Source organism: Micromonospora sp. NPDC047187 (assembly GCF_040643355.1).
GTDB lineage: Bacteria > Actinomycetota > Actinomycetes > Mycobacteriales > Micromonosporaceae > Micromonospora > Micromonospora salmantinae.
Genome location: NZ_JBEYUF010000023.1, coordinates 1 through 12,393, shown reverse-complemented (window position 1 = coordinate 12,393; position 12,393 = coordinate 1). Strand labels below are relative to the sequence as shown.

The following is a 12,393-nucleotide window of genomic DNA, read 5'->3' as shown; positions in this document are numbered from 1 at the left end:
CGTCAGCCCCGGCTGCCGGCGAGGGTCGCGCCGGTGACCTCGTCCACGGTGCGGATGGTCGCGAAGCGGCCAGCCAGCGCGTACTCGGTCCGGGTCACGATCTCCTCGTTCGTCAGGGTGCGCGGGTCGGCGAGGATCTCCGCGACCGTGGCGGTCTCCGGCAGGTCCCGGTGTGGGATGGGGAAGGTCAGCGTGGCGTCGGTGACGAAGGTCATCCGGTAGCCGAGGTCCGCGCCGACCCGGGTGGTGGTTTCCACGCACTGCTCGGTGCGGATGCCGCAGACGGTGATGTCGGTGATGCCCGCCTGGGTGAGCCGCTGCTGGAGGTTCGTTGTGGTGAACGCGTTGTGCGCGGTCTTGACCAGCGTCGCCTCACCCTCGGCGGGGACCAGCCCGTCGATCAGCCGGACGTACCCGAGAGCAGGGTCGAACAACCCGCCCGTGCCGGGCTCCGAGTGCAGGACCCAGACCACCAGGTCGCCGCGCTGCCGGGCGGCAGTCACCAGCCGGTCGACCTGGCGGATCACGTTGGGGTTGGAGCCGTACGCCCAGATCGGGCGCTGACGGAAGGACTCTTGCACGTCGATCACGACGAGTGCTGCTCTGCTCATGACGTCGATCCTGGTCGGACGGCGTTCGCGCCGGCAGACACCATTCTGCCCGGGTGCGGAACGATCCGGCCAACTAGGGCGTGGGGGCGCGGTGTTCGGCGGCGGCGTCCAGAGCGGCGGCCTCCTCCGGTGTCGGCGCGCTGCCGCCCAGGTGCGCGGGCTGCCACCAGGTGTCGTCCGGGCCTGCGGGGGTGTCCGGATAGTCCCGCTGCGCCCGGTCGACGAGGGCGCTGAGCCGGGTGGTCAGCTCGGCGGCCAGCACGTTCGGGTCCGGGAAGTCCGCCGGGTTGATCGGCTCGCCGATCAGGATGGTGATCGGCGTGTGCCGGCGGGTCAGAGTGCGCGGGCGGCCCTTGGTCCAGAGGCGCTGGGTGCCCCACAACGCGACAGGCAGCACCGGCACCTTCGCCGAGCGGGCCATCCGGACCGTGCCGCTCTTGAGCTCCTTGACGGTGAACGACCGGCTGATCGTCGCCTCGGGGAAGACGCCGACGACCTCGCCCTTCTTGAGCGCCCCCACGGCGGCGCGGAACGAGGCCGCGCCGGCCTGCCGGTCCACCGGAATGTGCCGCATCCCACGCATCAGCGGGCCGGAGATCTTGTGTGTGAAGACCGAATCCTTGGCCATGAAGCGGACCAGCCGGCCCGACGCGTTCGCGCCCAGACCGGCGAAGATGAAGTCGAGGTAGCTGACGTGGTTGCTGGCCAACACCGCCCCGCCCGTGCGGGGTACGTGGTGGGCGCCCTCGATCGTGATCTTCAGGTCGAGGACCCGGAACAACGTCTTGGCGGCGGCGATAACGGGCGGGTACACGAGCTCCGGCATTCGCAGAATCTACCCTGACCGGCTGGGGATCGGCTGGGTGGCGAACCGGCGGCGACGCGGGCGGCGCGCCACCGCCGGTTCGGCGGCCGGATCGGTCAGTCGGAGAGCTTGTCCAGGTCCAGTCGACCCCTGGCGAACGCGTCCACCCGGCCCCAACGACCGGGGATGTCCAGCACCTCGATGCGACCCATCCCCACCGGCAGCCGTGGCTCGACCGCCAGGTGACCCTCGTGCGGCTCCAGACCGAGCATGGTGCGCAGCAGCAGCAGCGGCGTGCCTGTCGACCATGCCTGCGGACTGCACGCCGTCGGGTACTCGACCGGGAACTTGGTCAGCTCCCGCGGGTAGCCGCCGAACGCCTCCGGCAACCGGCCGTCGAAGTACGTGGCCGCGTCCAGGATGCCGTTGGCGATGGTCGCGGCCTCGTCGGCGAAGCCGTAGCGGCGCAGGCCCCAGGCGATGAACGAGTTGTCGAACGGCCAGATCGTGCCGTTGTGATAGCCGATGGGGTTGTAGCGGGCCTCCCCCTCGGCGAGGGTGCGCACCCCCCAGCCGGAGAAGAGCCGCGGCCCGACCAGGTGCGCGGCGAGCTTCTCCGCCCGCTCCGGTTCGACGATCCCGCTCCACAGCAGGTGGCCGATGTTGGAGCTGAGGATGTCGCACTGCCGGCCGTCCGGGTCCAGGGCCAGGGCGAAGTACTCGCCGTCGTCCACCCACCAGTCCCGGTTGAACCGCTCCTTCAGCTCTGCCGCCTCCCGCTCCAACTGGTCGGCGAACTCCGGGTCACCCCAGAACTCGCGCGCCAACCGCGCCGCGCGGACCTTCGCGTCGTACGCGTACCCCTGCACCTCGCAGGTGGCCCGTGGGAACGGCGGCAGCGTGCCGTCGGAGTAGGAGATCGAGTCCCAGGAGTCCTTCCAGCACTGGTTCTCCAGGCCGGTGTCGGTGTTGCGTCGCTCGTACCAGATGTAGCCGGTGCCGACCAGGTCGGCGTAGTTGTCGATCCACCTCAGCGCCGCCCGGGACTCCTGCTCCAACTCCTTGACCAGCGCGACGTCCCCGCTCCACCGCTCGTACTCGTCGAGCAGCACGATGAACAGCGGCGTCGCGTCGACCGAGCCGTAGTACGGCGAGTGTGGCTGCTCCTCGAAGGCCGCGGTCTCGCCGTAGCGCATCTCGTGCAGGATGCGCCCCGGATCCTCGTCCCGGAAGTCGTCGAACCGGCTGCCCTGAAGGGACGCCAGGATGCGCAGCGTCGTCTTCGACAACTGCGGGGTGAACGGCAGCGTCTGCAGACAGGTGAGGATGCTGTCCCGGCCGAACATGGTCATGAACCAGGGCAGACCGGCGGCGGGCAGGGTGGCGCCGCCAAGCGACAGCGGCGAGAAGCGCAGCGCCGCCAGGTCGATCAGACTGCGCCGATACGTGCTGGCCACCCGGCCGTGCTCACTGTTGACCTTCGGTGCGTCGGCGATCCACTTCTCCAGGTCGTGCTGGAGAGCGAGCCGCTCGGTGCCGTGTTTGCGCAGCCCGAACCGCAGGTCCCGGCCGCCGGGCCCCACCGCGTGGGTCTGGACGTCGATCGAGGCGTCCCACTGCTCGTTGGGCTCCAGGTGCACGGTGTACGCGAAGCCCTTGCTGTCGTACCGGGCCGACATCGACGACGAGATGACCGTCTCCCGCCGGAAGTTGCCCCGCCGGTACCCCAGCCGCAGCCGGTCCGACTCCACCTCGGTGTAGATCTCGCCCTTCTTGTTCAGGATCTCGTCCTTGACCTGGAACAGGTCGGCGAAGTCCGACGCGGCGTCCATCCGGACTTCCAGGTCGACCGGCTTCTCGTCGTGGTTGAGGATGGTCAGCTGCTCACAGAAGCTGCCGCCCACGGTGCGCTCCCGGATGATCGACAGCTTGGCGTCCACGTAGTGCGTTGCCATTCCCGGGACCAGGAAGAATCGCGACTCGAAGTACTGCAGGTCGTCGTAGGAGAGCGAGTTGAGTCGCTCACCGTTGACGGTCAGCACCCAGGTCGACAGGAACCGGGTGTCGATGGAGAAGAGCCCGGTGGGCTCGCTCGGCGTCGCCTCGATGTCACCGGTGTCCTCGCAGACGACGAACGTGTTGCCGTCCAGGATCCGGATCGTGTTGCTCTGCCCCATCAGTGCACCTCCCCGGCGAATCGCCGACGCGGCCCACGGGCGTCCGGGGCACCCGGAAAGATCCGCTCCACCTGTACGACGAGCCGAGCGTCACCGGAGACCGTCATGTCCCCCCGCAACAGCGCGGCCAGGCCGTGCTCGCGCCCCGAGGCGATGTCGTCGAAGAGGACAGGGCTCGCGCCGATCACCGTGTCGGCCTCCTGGTCCTCCTGACTGACGTTCAGCCGGCCGTGGTCGATCCTCAGCAGCCAGTGCCGGGTCTGCGCCCCCTCGTGCAGGTCGATCCGCAGCGTCCCGGAGGTCTTGGCCAGCAGGGGTTCGTACCCCCGCCGGTCCAGGTCCTCGAAGAACCTCGTGGTCGCGTCCACCATCGGGTCCACTCCTCCCAGTTGCCGGGCCGGGGATCCCACCCACCGCGCTCGCGTCGCACGGACGGCCGGCGTTGCACGTCCCCGCACGGGTCCCCGCCGCTCCCCTGGTCAACCTCGCCCAAATCGGGTGAGCCCGCCCCGCCCCGGTGGAGACGCCACAGCGCCGGCCCTCCCGGAAGGGAGAGCCGGCGCGCGCCGCGGCGGACGGGTCAGTTGTTCGGGTCGTCGGCGCTGATGTCGGCCAGGACCGACTGCGGTTCGCGCTCGACCGCGAGGTCACCCATCGACACCAGGCCGATCAGGCGCCCGTCGTCGATCACCGGAAGTCGGCGTACGGCGTACGTCCGCATCAGGTCCGCGGCGGCCACGGCATCGTCGTACTGACTCACCGTGATCACGTCGCGAGTGGTGATCTGGCTCAACCGGGTCGAGCCCGGGTCCATGTTCTCCGCGACGCCTCGGACCGTGATGTCCCGGTCCGTGACGATGCCGACCACACTGTCGCCGTCGGTCACCACCACGTCGCCTATCGCGCTGTCACGCATCTCCTGCGCGGCGGCGATGAGCGTGTCGTTGCCGTCCATCGTCACCAACCGGGTCGTCATGAACTCTCCGACCGTTGTCATGGTGCTCCCCTCTCGGTGTCGGCACGGCCCGTCTACCCGCCGCCCGGGAGGGGGTAACGCCGACGGCCCCGGCCTATCCGCGCGGGTGTCGCAGTTCGTGATTGCGAGGACCCCGTCGCTGAACGACAGCAACCGGGAGGTTTCCCGCCGCAGGGTCGGGCTGCCTACGGTGGGCGGATGATGACGGGCGAGGATGAGCTGCGGGAACTGGTCGCCGGCAGCAACTGGCTGACCCGGGCGCTGACGGTGGTGCGTGACTCCGGGTTGCCGGACGCCTGGATCGGCGCGGGCGCCCTGCGCGACCTGGTCTGGGGCGAGCGGTACGGCGAGGGGTTCGACCCGGCGCGGGTCCGCGACGTCGACGTGGTCTTCTTCGACCCGGTGCGGCTGACCCGCGTCGACGACGACCGGGCCACCGCCCGGCTGGCGGAGATGTGGCCGCAGCCGCCATGGCAGGCGCGCAACCAGGCGGCGGTGCACACCTGGTACGCGGCCAAGTTCGGGGGCGACCCGATCGCGCCGTACCGCAGCGTGGCCGAGGCGGTCGCCACCTGGCCGGAGTACGCGACAGCGGTGGCCGTCAGCCTGGACCCGGCCGGCCGACTCCGGGTCTGCGCCCCGTACGGCCTGACGGATCTGCTGGCAGGGGTGTGGCGGCACAACTCGGCCCGGGTGGACGTGGCCCGGTCGCGGGAGCGGTTGGCCCGGCACCGGCCGGCGCAACGTTGGCCCGGCGTGACAGTGATCGAGCCGGGCTGATCGGCTGTGGGCGGGTCAGCCCCGGGGCGGCATCCCGTAGAGCCGCTCGACGTGCAGGCGTAGCACGATCCGTCCCTCGTCGACCATGGCCTGGCGGTACTCGTCCCAGTCGGGGTGTTCGCCGCTCAGCCCCCGGTAGAGCGCCACCAACTCCTCGACAGTCTCGTCGCCGAGTTCGGTGGCCGGCGGGGTCAGTTCGGCGCGACCCTCGACGACCGCGTACGCCCAGCCGTCCTCGCTGCTCACGTGGAAGCTGGCACGCGGGTCACGGCGCAGGTTGGCGGTCTTGGCGCGGCCGTCGGTGACCGAGACCCGGATCAGGCCCGCGTCCCGGTCGAAGGAGTAGAGCACCGTGGACAGCTGCGGACGCCCGTCCCGCTTGATGGTGGCGAGCACGCCCATCGAGCGGCCGGCCACCAGATCGGTCAACGCCTGCTGGGTGTGGTCATCCGGCATGGTGTCCTCCAGGTTGGACGATCGTCTCGAACCCATCCAAGCACGACCTGCCGGCCGCCGCTGGCGACCACCCGGAACGGCGGGGCGACCACCCGGAACGGCACCGAGCCCTCGCCGACGGACGGCGAGGGCTCGGTGAGAGTTCGGTGTTTCGGCGACCGTGCCGGTCAGCGGCGCTCGGCGGCGACCAGCTCGGCGAGTTGCACCGCGTTCAGCGCGGCGCCCTTGCGCAGGTTGTCGTTGGAGCAGAACAGCGCCAGCCCGTACTCGACGGTCTCGTCAACGCGGATCCGGCCCACGTAGGTCGGGTCCTGGCCGGCGGCCTGCAACGGCGTCGGGACGTCGGTCAGTGCCACCCCGGGCGCGTCGGCCAGCAGTTCGTGGGCGCGCTGCGGGGTGAGCGGCCGGGCGAACCGGGCGTTGATCTGGAGCGAGTGCCCGGTGAAGACCGGCACCCGGACACAGGTGCCGGAGACCAACAGGTCGGGGATCTCCAGGATCTTGCGGCTCTCGTTGCGGAGCTTCTGCTCCTCGTCGGTCTCGAACGAGCCGTCGTCGACGATCGAACCGGCCAGCGGGAGAACGTTGAAGGCGATGGGCTGGGTGAACGAGCGGGGCGCGGGGAACTCCACTGCCGACCCGTCGAAGGCCAGCCCGGCGGCGTGCTCGGCCACCTTGCGGACCTGTTCGTCCAGTTCGGCGACGCCGGCCAGCCCGGCACCGGAGACCGCCTGGTAGGTGGAGACGACCAGGCCGACCAGGTCGGCCTCGGCGTGCAACGGACGCAGCACCGGCATCGCGGCCATCGTGGTGCAGTTCGGGTTGGCGATGATGCCCTTGGGTCGGTCCAGGGCGGCGTGCGGGTTGACCTCGGCGACCACCAGCGGCACCTGCGGGTCCATCCGGAACGCCGACGAGTTGTCGATCACCACGGCGCCGGCCTCGGCGACCCGGGGCGCCAACTCGCGAGCGGTGCCCTTACCGGCCGAGAACAGCACGATGTCCAGCTCGGAATAGTCAGCGGTAGCGGCGTCCTCGACTGTCACCTCGCCGTCGCGCCACGGCAGCGTACGCCCGGCGGACCGCGCCGAGGCGAACAACCGCACCTGCTCCGCTGGGAACTCCCGCTCCGCCAGCACCTGCCGCATCACGCCACCGACCTGGCCGGTGGCCCCCACAATGCCGATCCTCATGCCCGCGAGGCTACCGACCCCACCCCCGAAACCGGGACCCCTTTCCCACCCCCCGGGTCCCACCTCACACCCGCCCTACATCTGTCGATCAAGAGATTCGCGTCAGAAACCGTGCTCCGGATGACGCAAACCTCTTGATCAACGACGTTCGTCCGGCGCGGGTTAGGGGAGGAGATCTCCTAGGGCGGTGGCCTCCAGGTCGTCGCGGATCACTGCGGCGTCGCCCTCGATGACCAGGGTGAGAGCTTCCGGGTGCAGGTGGGTGGCTGCCGCCGCGGAGACCTGGTCCACGTCGGCGGAGAGCAACGACTCGCGCAACCGCGCGTGGTAGTCGTCCGGCAGGTCGTGCACCACCAGAGTGGTCAGCGCGGAGGCGATCGCCCGAGGGCTCTGCAACTCGACCGAGAGCTGCCCGGCCCGCCAGGAGCGGGCCACCTCCAGCTCCTCCTCGGTCACCCCGGTGGCCTGGGTACGGGTGATCTCGCCCACCGCCTCGACCAGGGCCGGTGCGGTGACCGCCGTCTGCACGCCGGAACTGACAGCGAACCGCCCGAACCGCCGCGACGCGGCGAAGTCGCCCCGGATGCCGTAGGTGTAGCCGTGCACCTCCCGCAGCAGGTGGTTGAGTCGGGAGGTGAACGCCCCGCCGAGCACAGTGCCGGCGAGCGTCATCGGCACGTGGTCGGGGTGCGCCCGGTGTGGTGACGGGTGGCCCAGCCGCAGCGTGGACTGCACCGAGCCGGGCCGGTCCACCAGGATGATCCGCCGACCGCTGTGCAGCGGCACCTCGATGGGACCGCCCCGCTCGGCGGGGCCACCACCGGTGCCGGCAAACGCCGCGGCGGCCAGCGCGTCCAGGTCGATCCGGTCCAGGTCACCGGCGACGATCAGGGTGCCGGGGCGCAGGAACCACTCCGAGTGGAAGACCGTCACGTCCTCCACGTCCAACCCGGCGACCGACTCCGGGTCGCCGTGCATCGGCCGTCCCCAGCGGTTCTGGGCGCCGAACAGGTCGGCGCGCAGCGCGGCGTCGGCGCGAGGGCCGGGGTTGGCCCAGTCCATCCGGAGTGCGGTCGCCTCGTCGTCGCGGACCCGGCGTACGTCGACGGGGTCGAGCCTGGGCGTCCGGACCGCCTCGGCGAGCAGTTCCACCGCCGCGCTCAGCCGGTCCACCGGGATCACCACGCTGGCCTGGAACGAGTCCCAGTCCAGACCGGTCGACAACGCGGTGCCGAGCCCTTCGACGGCGAGCGCATACGCGGCGGCGTCCCGCTGCGCGGTCCCCTCCTCCAACGCCTTGGCCAGCACGCCGGACAGACCCTCCTTGCCGACCGGCTCCTGGCCCGCGCCCACGTCGAGCAGCAGCAGGGCCACGGCGAGGTTCTGCCCCGGCAGGTGCGCGGCGACGACCTGACCACCGGCGGCGGCGCGGCGGACCACCGGCGGGAACCGGTACGGGCGGGCGGCACCCGGGCCGGGACGGTCGGCGATCAGCGTCATGAGGTCTCCTCGGGCAGGTAGGTCAGGGTCACCCGGTCGGTGGCGAGCACCTCGGCGGCGGCCTCGGCGATCTGCTCGGCGGTGACCGCGAGCAGGGCCGGCAACTGCTCGGCGATGCGGGCCGGGTCACCGAACTGCGTGGTGTACCGGCCGAGCAGGTCCGCGCGGCCGTCGACGGTGGACAGCTGACGCCACCACCCGGTGCTGAGCAACGCCTTGGCGCGATCCAGCTCGGCGGCGGTGACCGGCACCGTGGCCAACTCGTCGACGACCTCGGCCAGCCCTTCGGCCAGCCGCTCGGCGCTCACTCCGGGGCGGGCGGTGGCGGTGGCGATCAGCGGTGCCGGGGCGTGTGCGAGGTCCACCCCGTACGCCCCGACCAGGTCCGGTTGCGCGATCCGCTCGCCGTCGGCGAGGCGCTGGTAGAGCCGGCTGCCCCGGCCGCTGCCCAGGATGGTGGCGAGCACGGTGATCACGTTGTATCCCGCGCTGCCGAACGGGTAGCTGCGGTGGGCGATGTAGACCCGTGGCGCCGGCACGTCGGCGCTCACCGACTCGACGGCCGTCTGCCCGGTGGCGGGGACGTTGCGGCCGTCCGGTGCCGGCGGGATGTCGTCGCGGGCTGGCAACGCGCCGAAATACTTGTCGGCGAGCGCGAACACGTCGGAGGCGGTGGCGTCGCCGACCACGGTCAGCACCGCGTTGTTCGGCGCGTAGTAGGTCTGGTGGAACGCCTGGAAGGTGCCCAGGTCGGCGGCGTTCAGGTCGGCCATCGAACCGATCGTGGCGTGGTGGTAGGGGTGCCCCGGCGGGTAGAGCAGCGGCAGCAACCGCAGCCAGGCGTCGCCGTACGGCACGTTCTCGTAGCGCTGCCGGCGCTCGTTCTTCACCACGTCCCGCTGGTTGTCCAGCGTCTCCTGGGTGAGGGCGGGGACCAGGCCGCCCATCCGGTCGGCCTCCAACCAGAGCGCCAGCTCCAGGTGCTCGGCCGGGACCGTCTCGAAGTAGTTGGTCCGGTCCGGGTTGGTCGTGGCGTTGAGCGAGCCGCCCGAGCCCTGGATCAGCTTCATGTGCTCGGTCTTCGCCACGTTCACCGAGCCCTCGAACATCAGGTGCTCGAAGAGGTGGGCGAAACCGGTCTGCCCGGCCGGCTCGTGCCGGGAGCCGACGTCGTACCAGAGGTTGACGGCCACGGCGGGCGCGGTGCGATCCTCACTCACCACCACGCGCAGGCCGTTGTCCAGTCGGGACGTCTGAATGGGCCAGGGGTAACCGCTGTCGGGCATGCCCCCGACGCTATCCGATCTCGGAGGCGGAAAGGTGACGTGCGGTCGGTCGGCGAGCCGACCCGGGCCGCATCGGAGCCGCCGCGCGGGGTACCGGTGAGCAATGACCGTCACCCCGCCTCCGTCCCGGGCCGCCACCGCCGTCGAACGCGCCAGCACCGCACTCGGCCGGCTGCGCCGCGGCCGGTTGCTGCATCCGGCCGGTCGCTCGTTCGTCGGCGAGACGGTGATCTGGGGTACGCCCGGACCGCCGACCGGGGTCGCCCTGCTGGACCACCCCGGCCGGTACCGGACCATCATCCGGCTCTCCAAGGGGACGCCCACGCCCGGCAGTTGGCCCGACGTTCTGGGCCTCGCACTGCGCCTGCACCGCGACGGCGGCCGACCGTTCGACCTGCTGGTCAGCTCCAGCGGCGCGGCCCCGGTGCTGCGGAACCTGCCGCTGCCCCGACGCCGCTTCACCGGCACGTACAGCACGATCACCTGCTACCGCGCGGGTCGGCGTCGGCTCTGGCTGGCCGCGCTGGCCGACCCCGACTCGGCCGACCTCGGTCGCAGCCTGGCCTCGGCGGCCGCCGCGACCCGGACGGACACCCCGCGCCTGGTGCTCGCGGTCGCGTCAGCCGTGGGGCCCTGGCGGCTGGTCGGGCAGGTCAGCCTCGATGCTCAGCTCAGCGCCGACGAGGACGCGGCGCTCGCGTTCGACCCGGTGCGCAACCTGCCACCCGAACTGCGGGTGGCAGGCCCGCTTGCCTGGCTGCGCGACCAGACCTACCGGGGATCTCGTCGGGCCCGTGGAGCAACCGCTCAGTCCGGCGGTTCGACCGCCACCACTGTCTGATCCGAGGTACGGCGCTCCAGCACCGTGTCCGGGGCTGCGTTCTGGTCCGCCTCGCGGATGTCCGACTCGGCGAGGATGGCCTCCGCCTGCGCCTCCGGGTCGTCGCTGCCCACCGCCTTCTCCTCAGGCAGGAGGTGGTGCGCGCGGGACTCCACCCGCTCCTGATCGCTCTGCTCGTGTGTCATGGCACCCCTGTTACCCCGACCGCGCCCCCGGCACGCGATGTCCGCCCCGCATCTTGGGACGACAGTCCGGGTGACCGCCTCCGGTCGGGTACGCTGGCCCGGTGACGCGTTCCTATCGATGGTTTAGGCGGCCGGCTCGCACGCCGGTGACTTCCCCATGAACTGACGTCACCACGGACCGAGCCGGCTGGGCAGGAGCTGTCGTTCCTGCCCTTTTGCGTACGAGCAGCCGGCTCGTCCCGGGCACCGGCCCCGGGCACGGTCGGCGGAAGGATGCCCACCGTGACGACCCCGGAGACCGATCGGGTCAGCGATCAGCGGATCGACCGTGTCGTGCCGCTGACCACGCCCGCCCTGCTGCACCACGAGTTGCCCCTGGACGCCCCGCTCGCGGCGGCCGTGCTGACCGGCCGTCGCGCGGTCAGTCGCGTACTGGACCGCGAGGACGACCGCCTGCTGGTGGTGGTCGGCCCCTGCTCGGTGCATGATCCGGCCGCCGCCCTCGACTACGCGCAGCGGCTGCGGACGGCAGCCGACCGGCTGGCCGACGACCTGCTGATCGTCATGCGGGTCTACTTCGAGAAGCCCCGCTCGACGGTCGGCTGGAAGGGCCTGATCAACGACCCGGGTCTGGACGGCAGCGGGGACGTCAACACCGGCCTGCGGCTGGCTCGGGCGCTGCTGCTCGACGTGCTCCGCCTGGGCCTGCCGGTGGGTTGCGAGTTCCTCGACCCGATCACCCCGCAGTACATCGCGGACACGGTGGGCTGGGGCGCGATCGGTGCCCGCACCGTGGAGAGCCAGGTGCACCGCCAGCTCGCCTCCGGCCTGTCCATGCCGATCGGCATGAAGAACCGCCCGGACGGCAGCATCGGCACGGCCGTGGACGCGATCCGCGCCGCCGGTGTGCCGCACGTCTTCCCCGGCATCGACTTCTCCGGCACCCCGGCGATCATGCACACCCGGGGCAACACCGACGGGCACCTGGTGCTGCGCGGTGGGGGCGGCCGACCCAACTACGACGCCCAGTCGGTCGCCGGGGCACTCGACCTGCTCCGCGCCGCCGATCTGCCGGAGCGGCTGGTGATCGACGCCAGTCACGCCAACAGCGGCAAGGACCACCGCAACCAGCCGCTGGTCGCCGCGGACGTGGCCGCCCAGCTGGCCGCCGGCCAGCGTGGGATCACCGGCGTGATGCTGGAGTCGTTCCTGCTGCCCGGCCGGCAGGAGCTCGACCCGACTCGGGAGTTGGAGTACGGCCGGTCGGTCACCGACGCGTGCCTGGGCTGGGACGACACCGCCGAGGTGCTCGACCACCTCGCCTCGGCCGTGCGGGCCCGGCGGGCCACCCTGCCGACGACGGTGTGACCGCCAACACCTCAGCGCACGGAACACGAGCGGGGGTCGGCTCGTTGACAGGGGTGTCGGTGTGTCCAGTGTCCCCGGGCCTCACCTAAATAGCCTTCGCGGAATACCGTCCGGCTGGAGCCGCGTAGTGCCACTCGCCGAGAGGCGACCTGCACACCGACACCAGCGCCGCCCCCGGGCACACATGAGGGGTGGGGCGCAGTGGGTTGTAGGTC

General features: G+C 71.4%; 13 protein-coding genes. 3 read left to right on the top strand and 10 right to left on the bottom strand.

The window, feature by feature from the left end; translation table 11 throughout:
* Positions 1 to 2: 2 nt before the first annotated feature.
* From ABZ794_RS27105 to ABZ794_RS27085, 5 genes are all read right to left on the bottom strand, one after another.
* Complete coding sequence (locus tag ABZ794_RS27105) at positions 3 to 611, bottom strand: isochorismatase family protein (RefSeq protein ID WP_357518189.1); 609 nt, start codon at positions 609 to 611, stop codon at positions 3 to 5.
* A gap of 73 nt (positions 612 to 684) precedes the next feature.
* A complete protein-coding gene (locus tag ABZ794_RS27100) occupies positions 685 to 1,437 on the bottom strand; it encodes a lysophospholipid acyltransferase family protein (RefSeq protein ID WP_210784567.1) in 753 nt (250 codons plus the stop codon).
* Between the two features lie 95 nt (positions 1,438 to 1,532).
* Positions 1,533 to 3,593 (bottom strand): glycogen debranching N-terminal domain-containing protein, encoded by a 2,061-nt coding sequence (locus ABZ794_RS27095; protein WP_357518187.1) that lies wholly within the window; start codon positions 3,591 to 3,593, stop codon positions 1,533 to 1,535.
* Positions 3,593 to 3,964, bottom strand: a complete 372-nt coding sequence (locus ABZ794_RS27090) for an SCP2 sterol-binding domain-containing protein (RefSeq protein WP_210784565.1) — start codon at positions 3,962 to 3,964, stop codon at positions 3,593 to 3,595. Before ABZ794_RS27090 ends, ABZ794_RS27095 begins: the two co-directional genes overlap by 1 nt.
* 209 nt (positions 3,965 to 4,173) lie before the next feature.
* Complete coding sequence (locus ABZ794_RS27085; protein WP_091405600.1) at positions 4,174 to 4,590, bottom strand: CBS domain-containing protein; 417 nt, start codon at positions 4,588 to 4,590, stop codon at positions 4,174 to 4,176.
* 180 nt (positions 4,591 to 4,770) lie between these two features.
* Between ABZ794_RS27085 and ABZ794_RS27080 the strand changes: the two genes are divergently transcribed.
* Entirely contained in the window at positions 4,771 to 5,349 is a 579-nt protein-coding gene (locus ABZ794_RS27080) for a nucleotidyltransferase family protein (RefSeq protein ID WP_357518184.1), read from the top strand.
* Between the two features lie 15 nt (positions 5,350 to 5,364).
* On the opposite strand, the gene ABZ794_RS27075 is transcribed toward ABZ794_RS27080, so the two are convergent.
* From ABZ794_RS27075 to ABZ794_RS27060, 4 genes are all read right to left on the bottom strand, one after another.
* Positions 5,365 to 5,805, bottom strand: a complete 441-nt coding sequence (locus ABZ794_RS27075) for a PPOX class F420-dependent oxidoreductase (RefSeq protein ID WP_210784591.1) — start codon at positions 5,803 to 5,805, stop codon at positions 5,365 to 5,367.
* Positions 5,806 to 5,972: 167 nt separating this feature from the next.
* Entirely contained in the window at positions 5,973 to 6,998 is a 1,026-nt protein-coding gene (locus ABZ794_RS27070) for an aspartate-semialdehyde dehydrogenase (RefSeq protein WP_357518182.1), read from the bottom strand.
* Between the two features lie 162 nt (positions 6,999 to 7,160).
* Positions 7,161 to 8,498 carry a pitrilysin family protein gene (locus tag ABZ794_RS27065; protein WP_357518180.1) on the bottom strand — a complete coding sequence of 446 codons (1,338 nt, stop codon included), beginning with the start codon at positions 8,496 to 8,498 and terminating at the stop codon, positions 7,161 to 7,163.
* Entirely contained in the window at positions 8,495 to 9,784 is a 1,290-nt protein-coding gene (locus ABZ794_RS27060) for a pitrilysin family protein (RefSeq protein ID WP_210784561.1), read from the bottom strand. Before ABZ794_RS27060 ends, ABZ794_RS27065 begins: the two co-directional genes overlap by 4 nt.
* A gap of 103 nt (positions 9,785 to 9,887) precedes the next feature.
* On the opposite strand from ABZ794_RS27060, the gene ABZ794_RS27055 reads away from it, so the two are divergent.
* Complete coding sequence (locus tag ABZ794_RS27055) at positions 9,888 to 10,625, top strand: phosphodiesterase (protein ID WP_210784560.1); 738 nt, start codon at positions 9,888 to 9,890, stop codon at positions 10,623 to 10,625.
* On the opposite strand, the gene ABZ794_RS27050 is transcribed toward ABZ794_RS27055, so the two are convergent.
* Positions 10,592 to 10,810: a hypothetical protein gene (locus ABZ794_RS27050; protein WP_210784559.1), complete on the bottom strand. Its 219-nt coding sequence runs from the start codon at positions 10,808 to 10,810 to the stop codon at positions 10,592 to 10,594. The two genes, ABZ794_RS27055 and ABZ794_RS27050, sit on opposite strands and share 34 nt — an antisense overlap.
* Positions 10,811 to 11,083: 273 nt before the next feature.
* On the opposite strand from ABZ794_RS27050, the gene ABZ794_RS27045 reads away from it, so the two are divergent.
* Positions 11,084 to 12,178 carry a 3-deoxy-7-phosphoheptulonate synthase gene (locus ABZ794_RS27045; protein WP_210784558.1) on the top strand — a complete coding sequence of 365 codons (1,095 nt, stop codon included), beginning with the start codon at positions 11,084 to 11,086 and terminating at the stop codon, positions 12,176 to 12,178.
* Positions 12,179 to 12,393 lie beyond the last annotated feature (215 nt).

Coding starts and splice junctions, on each gene's coding strand:
- ABZ794_RS27105 (WP_357518189.1), bottom strand. CDS start 611: ATGAGCAGAGCAGCACTCGTCGTGATCGACGTGCAAGAGTCCTTCCGT.
- ABZ794_RS27100 (WP_210784567.1), bottom strand. CDS start 1,437: ATGCCGGAGCTCGTGTACCCGCCCGTTATCGCCGCCGCCAAGACGTTG.
- ABZ794_RS27095 (WP_357518187.1), bottom strand. CDS start 3,593: ATGGGGCAGAGCAACACGATCCGGATCCTGGACGGCAACACGTTCGTC.
- ABZ794_RS27090 (WP_210784565.1), bottom strand. CDS start 3,964: ATGGTGGACGCGACCACGAGGTTCTTCGAGGACCTGGACCGGCGGGGG.
- ABZ794_RS27085 (WP_091405600.1), bottom strand. CDS start 4,590: ATGACAACGGTCGGAGAGTTCATGACGACCCGGTTGGTGACGATGGAC.
- ABZ794_RS27080 (WP_357518184.1), top strand. CDS start 4,771: ATGACGGGCGAGGATGAGCTGCGGGAACTGGTCGCCGGCAGCAACTGG.
- ABZ794_RS27075 (WP_210784591.1), bottom strand. CDS start 5,805: ATGCCGGATGACCACACCCAGCAGGCGTTGACCGATCTGGTGGCCGGC.
- ABZ794_RS27070 (WP_357518182.1), bottom strand. CDS start 6,998: ATGAGGATCGGCATTGTGGGGGCCACCGGCCAGGTCGGTGGCGTGATG.
- ABZ794_RS27065 (WP_357518180.1), bottom strand. CDS start 8,498: ATGACGCTGATCGCCGACCGTCCCGGCCCGGGTGCCGCCCGCCCGTAC.
- ABZ794_RS27060 (WP_210784561.1), bottom strand. CDS start 9,784: ATGCCCGACAGCGGTTACCCCTGGCCCATTCAGACGTCCCGACTGGAC.
- ABZ794_RS27055 (WP_210784560.1), top strand. CDS start 9,888: ATGACCGTCACCCCGCCTCCGTCCCGGGCCGCCACCGCCGTCGAACGC.
- ABZ794_RS27050 (WP_210784559.1), bottom strand. CDS start 10,810: ATGACACACGAGCAGAGCGATCAGGAGCGGGTGGAGTCCCGCGCGCAC.
- ABZ794_RS27045 (WP_210784558.1), top strand. CDS start 11,084: ATGCCCACCGTGACGACCCCGGAGACCGATCGGGTCAGCGATCAGCGG.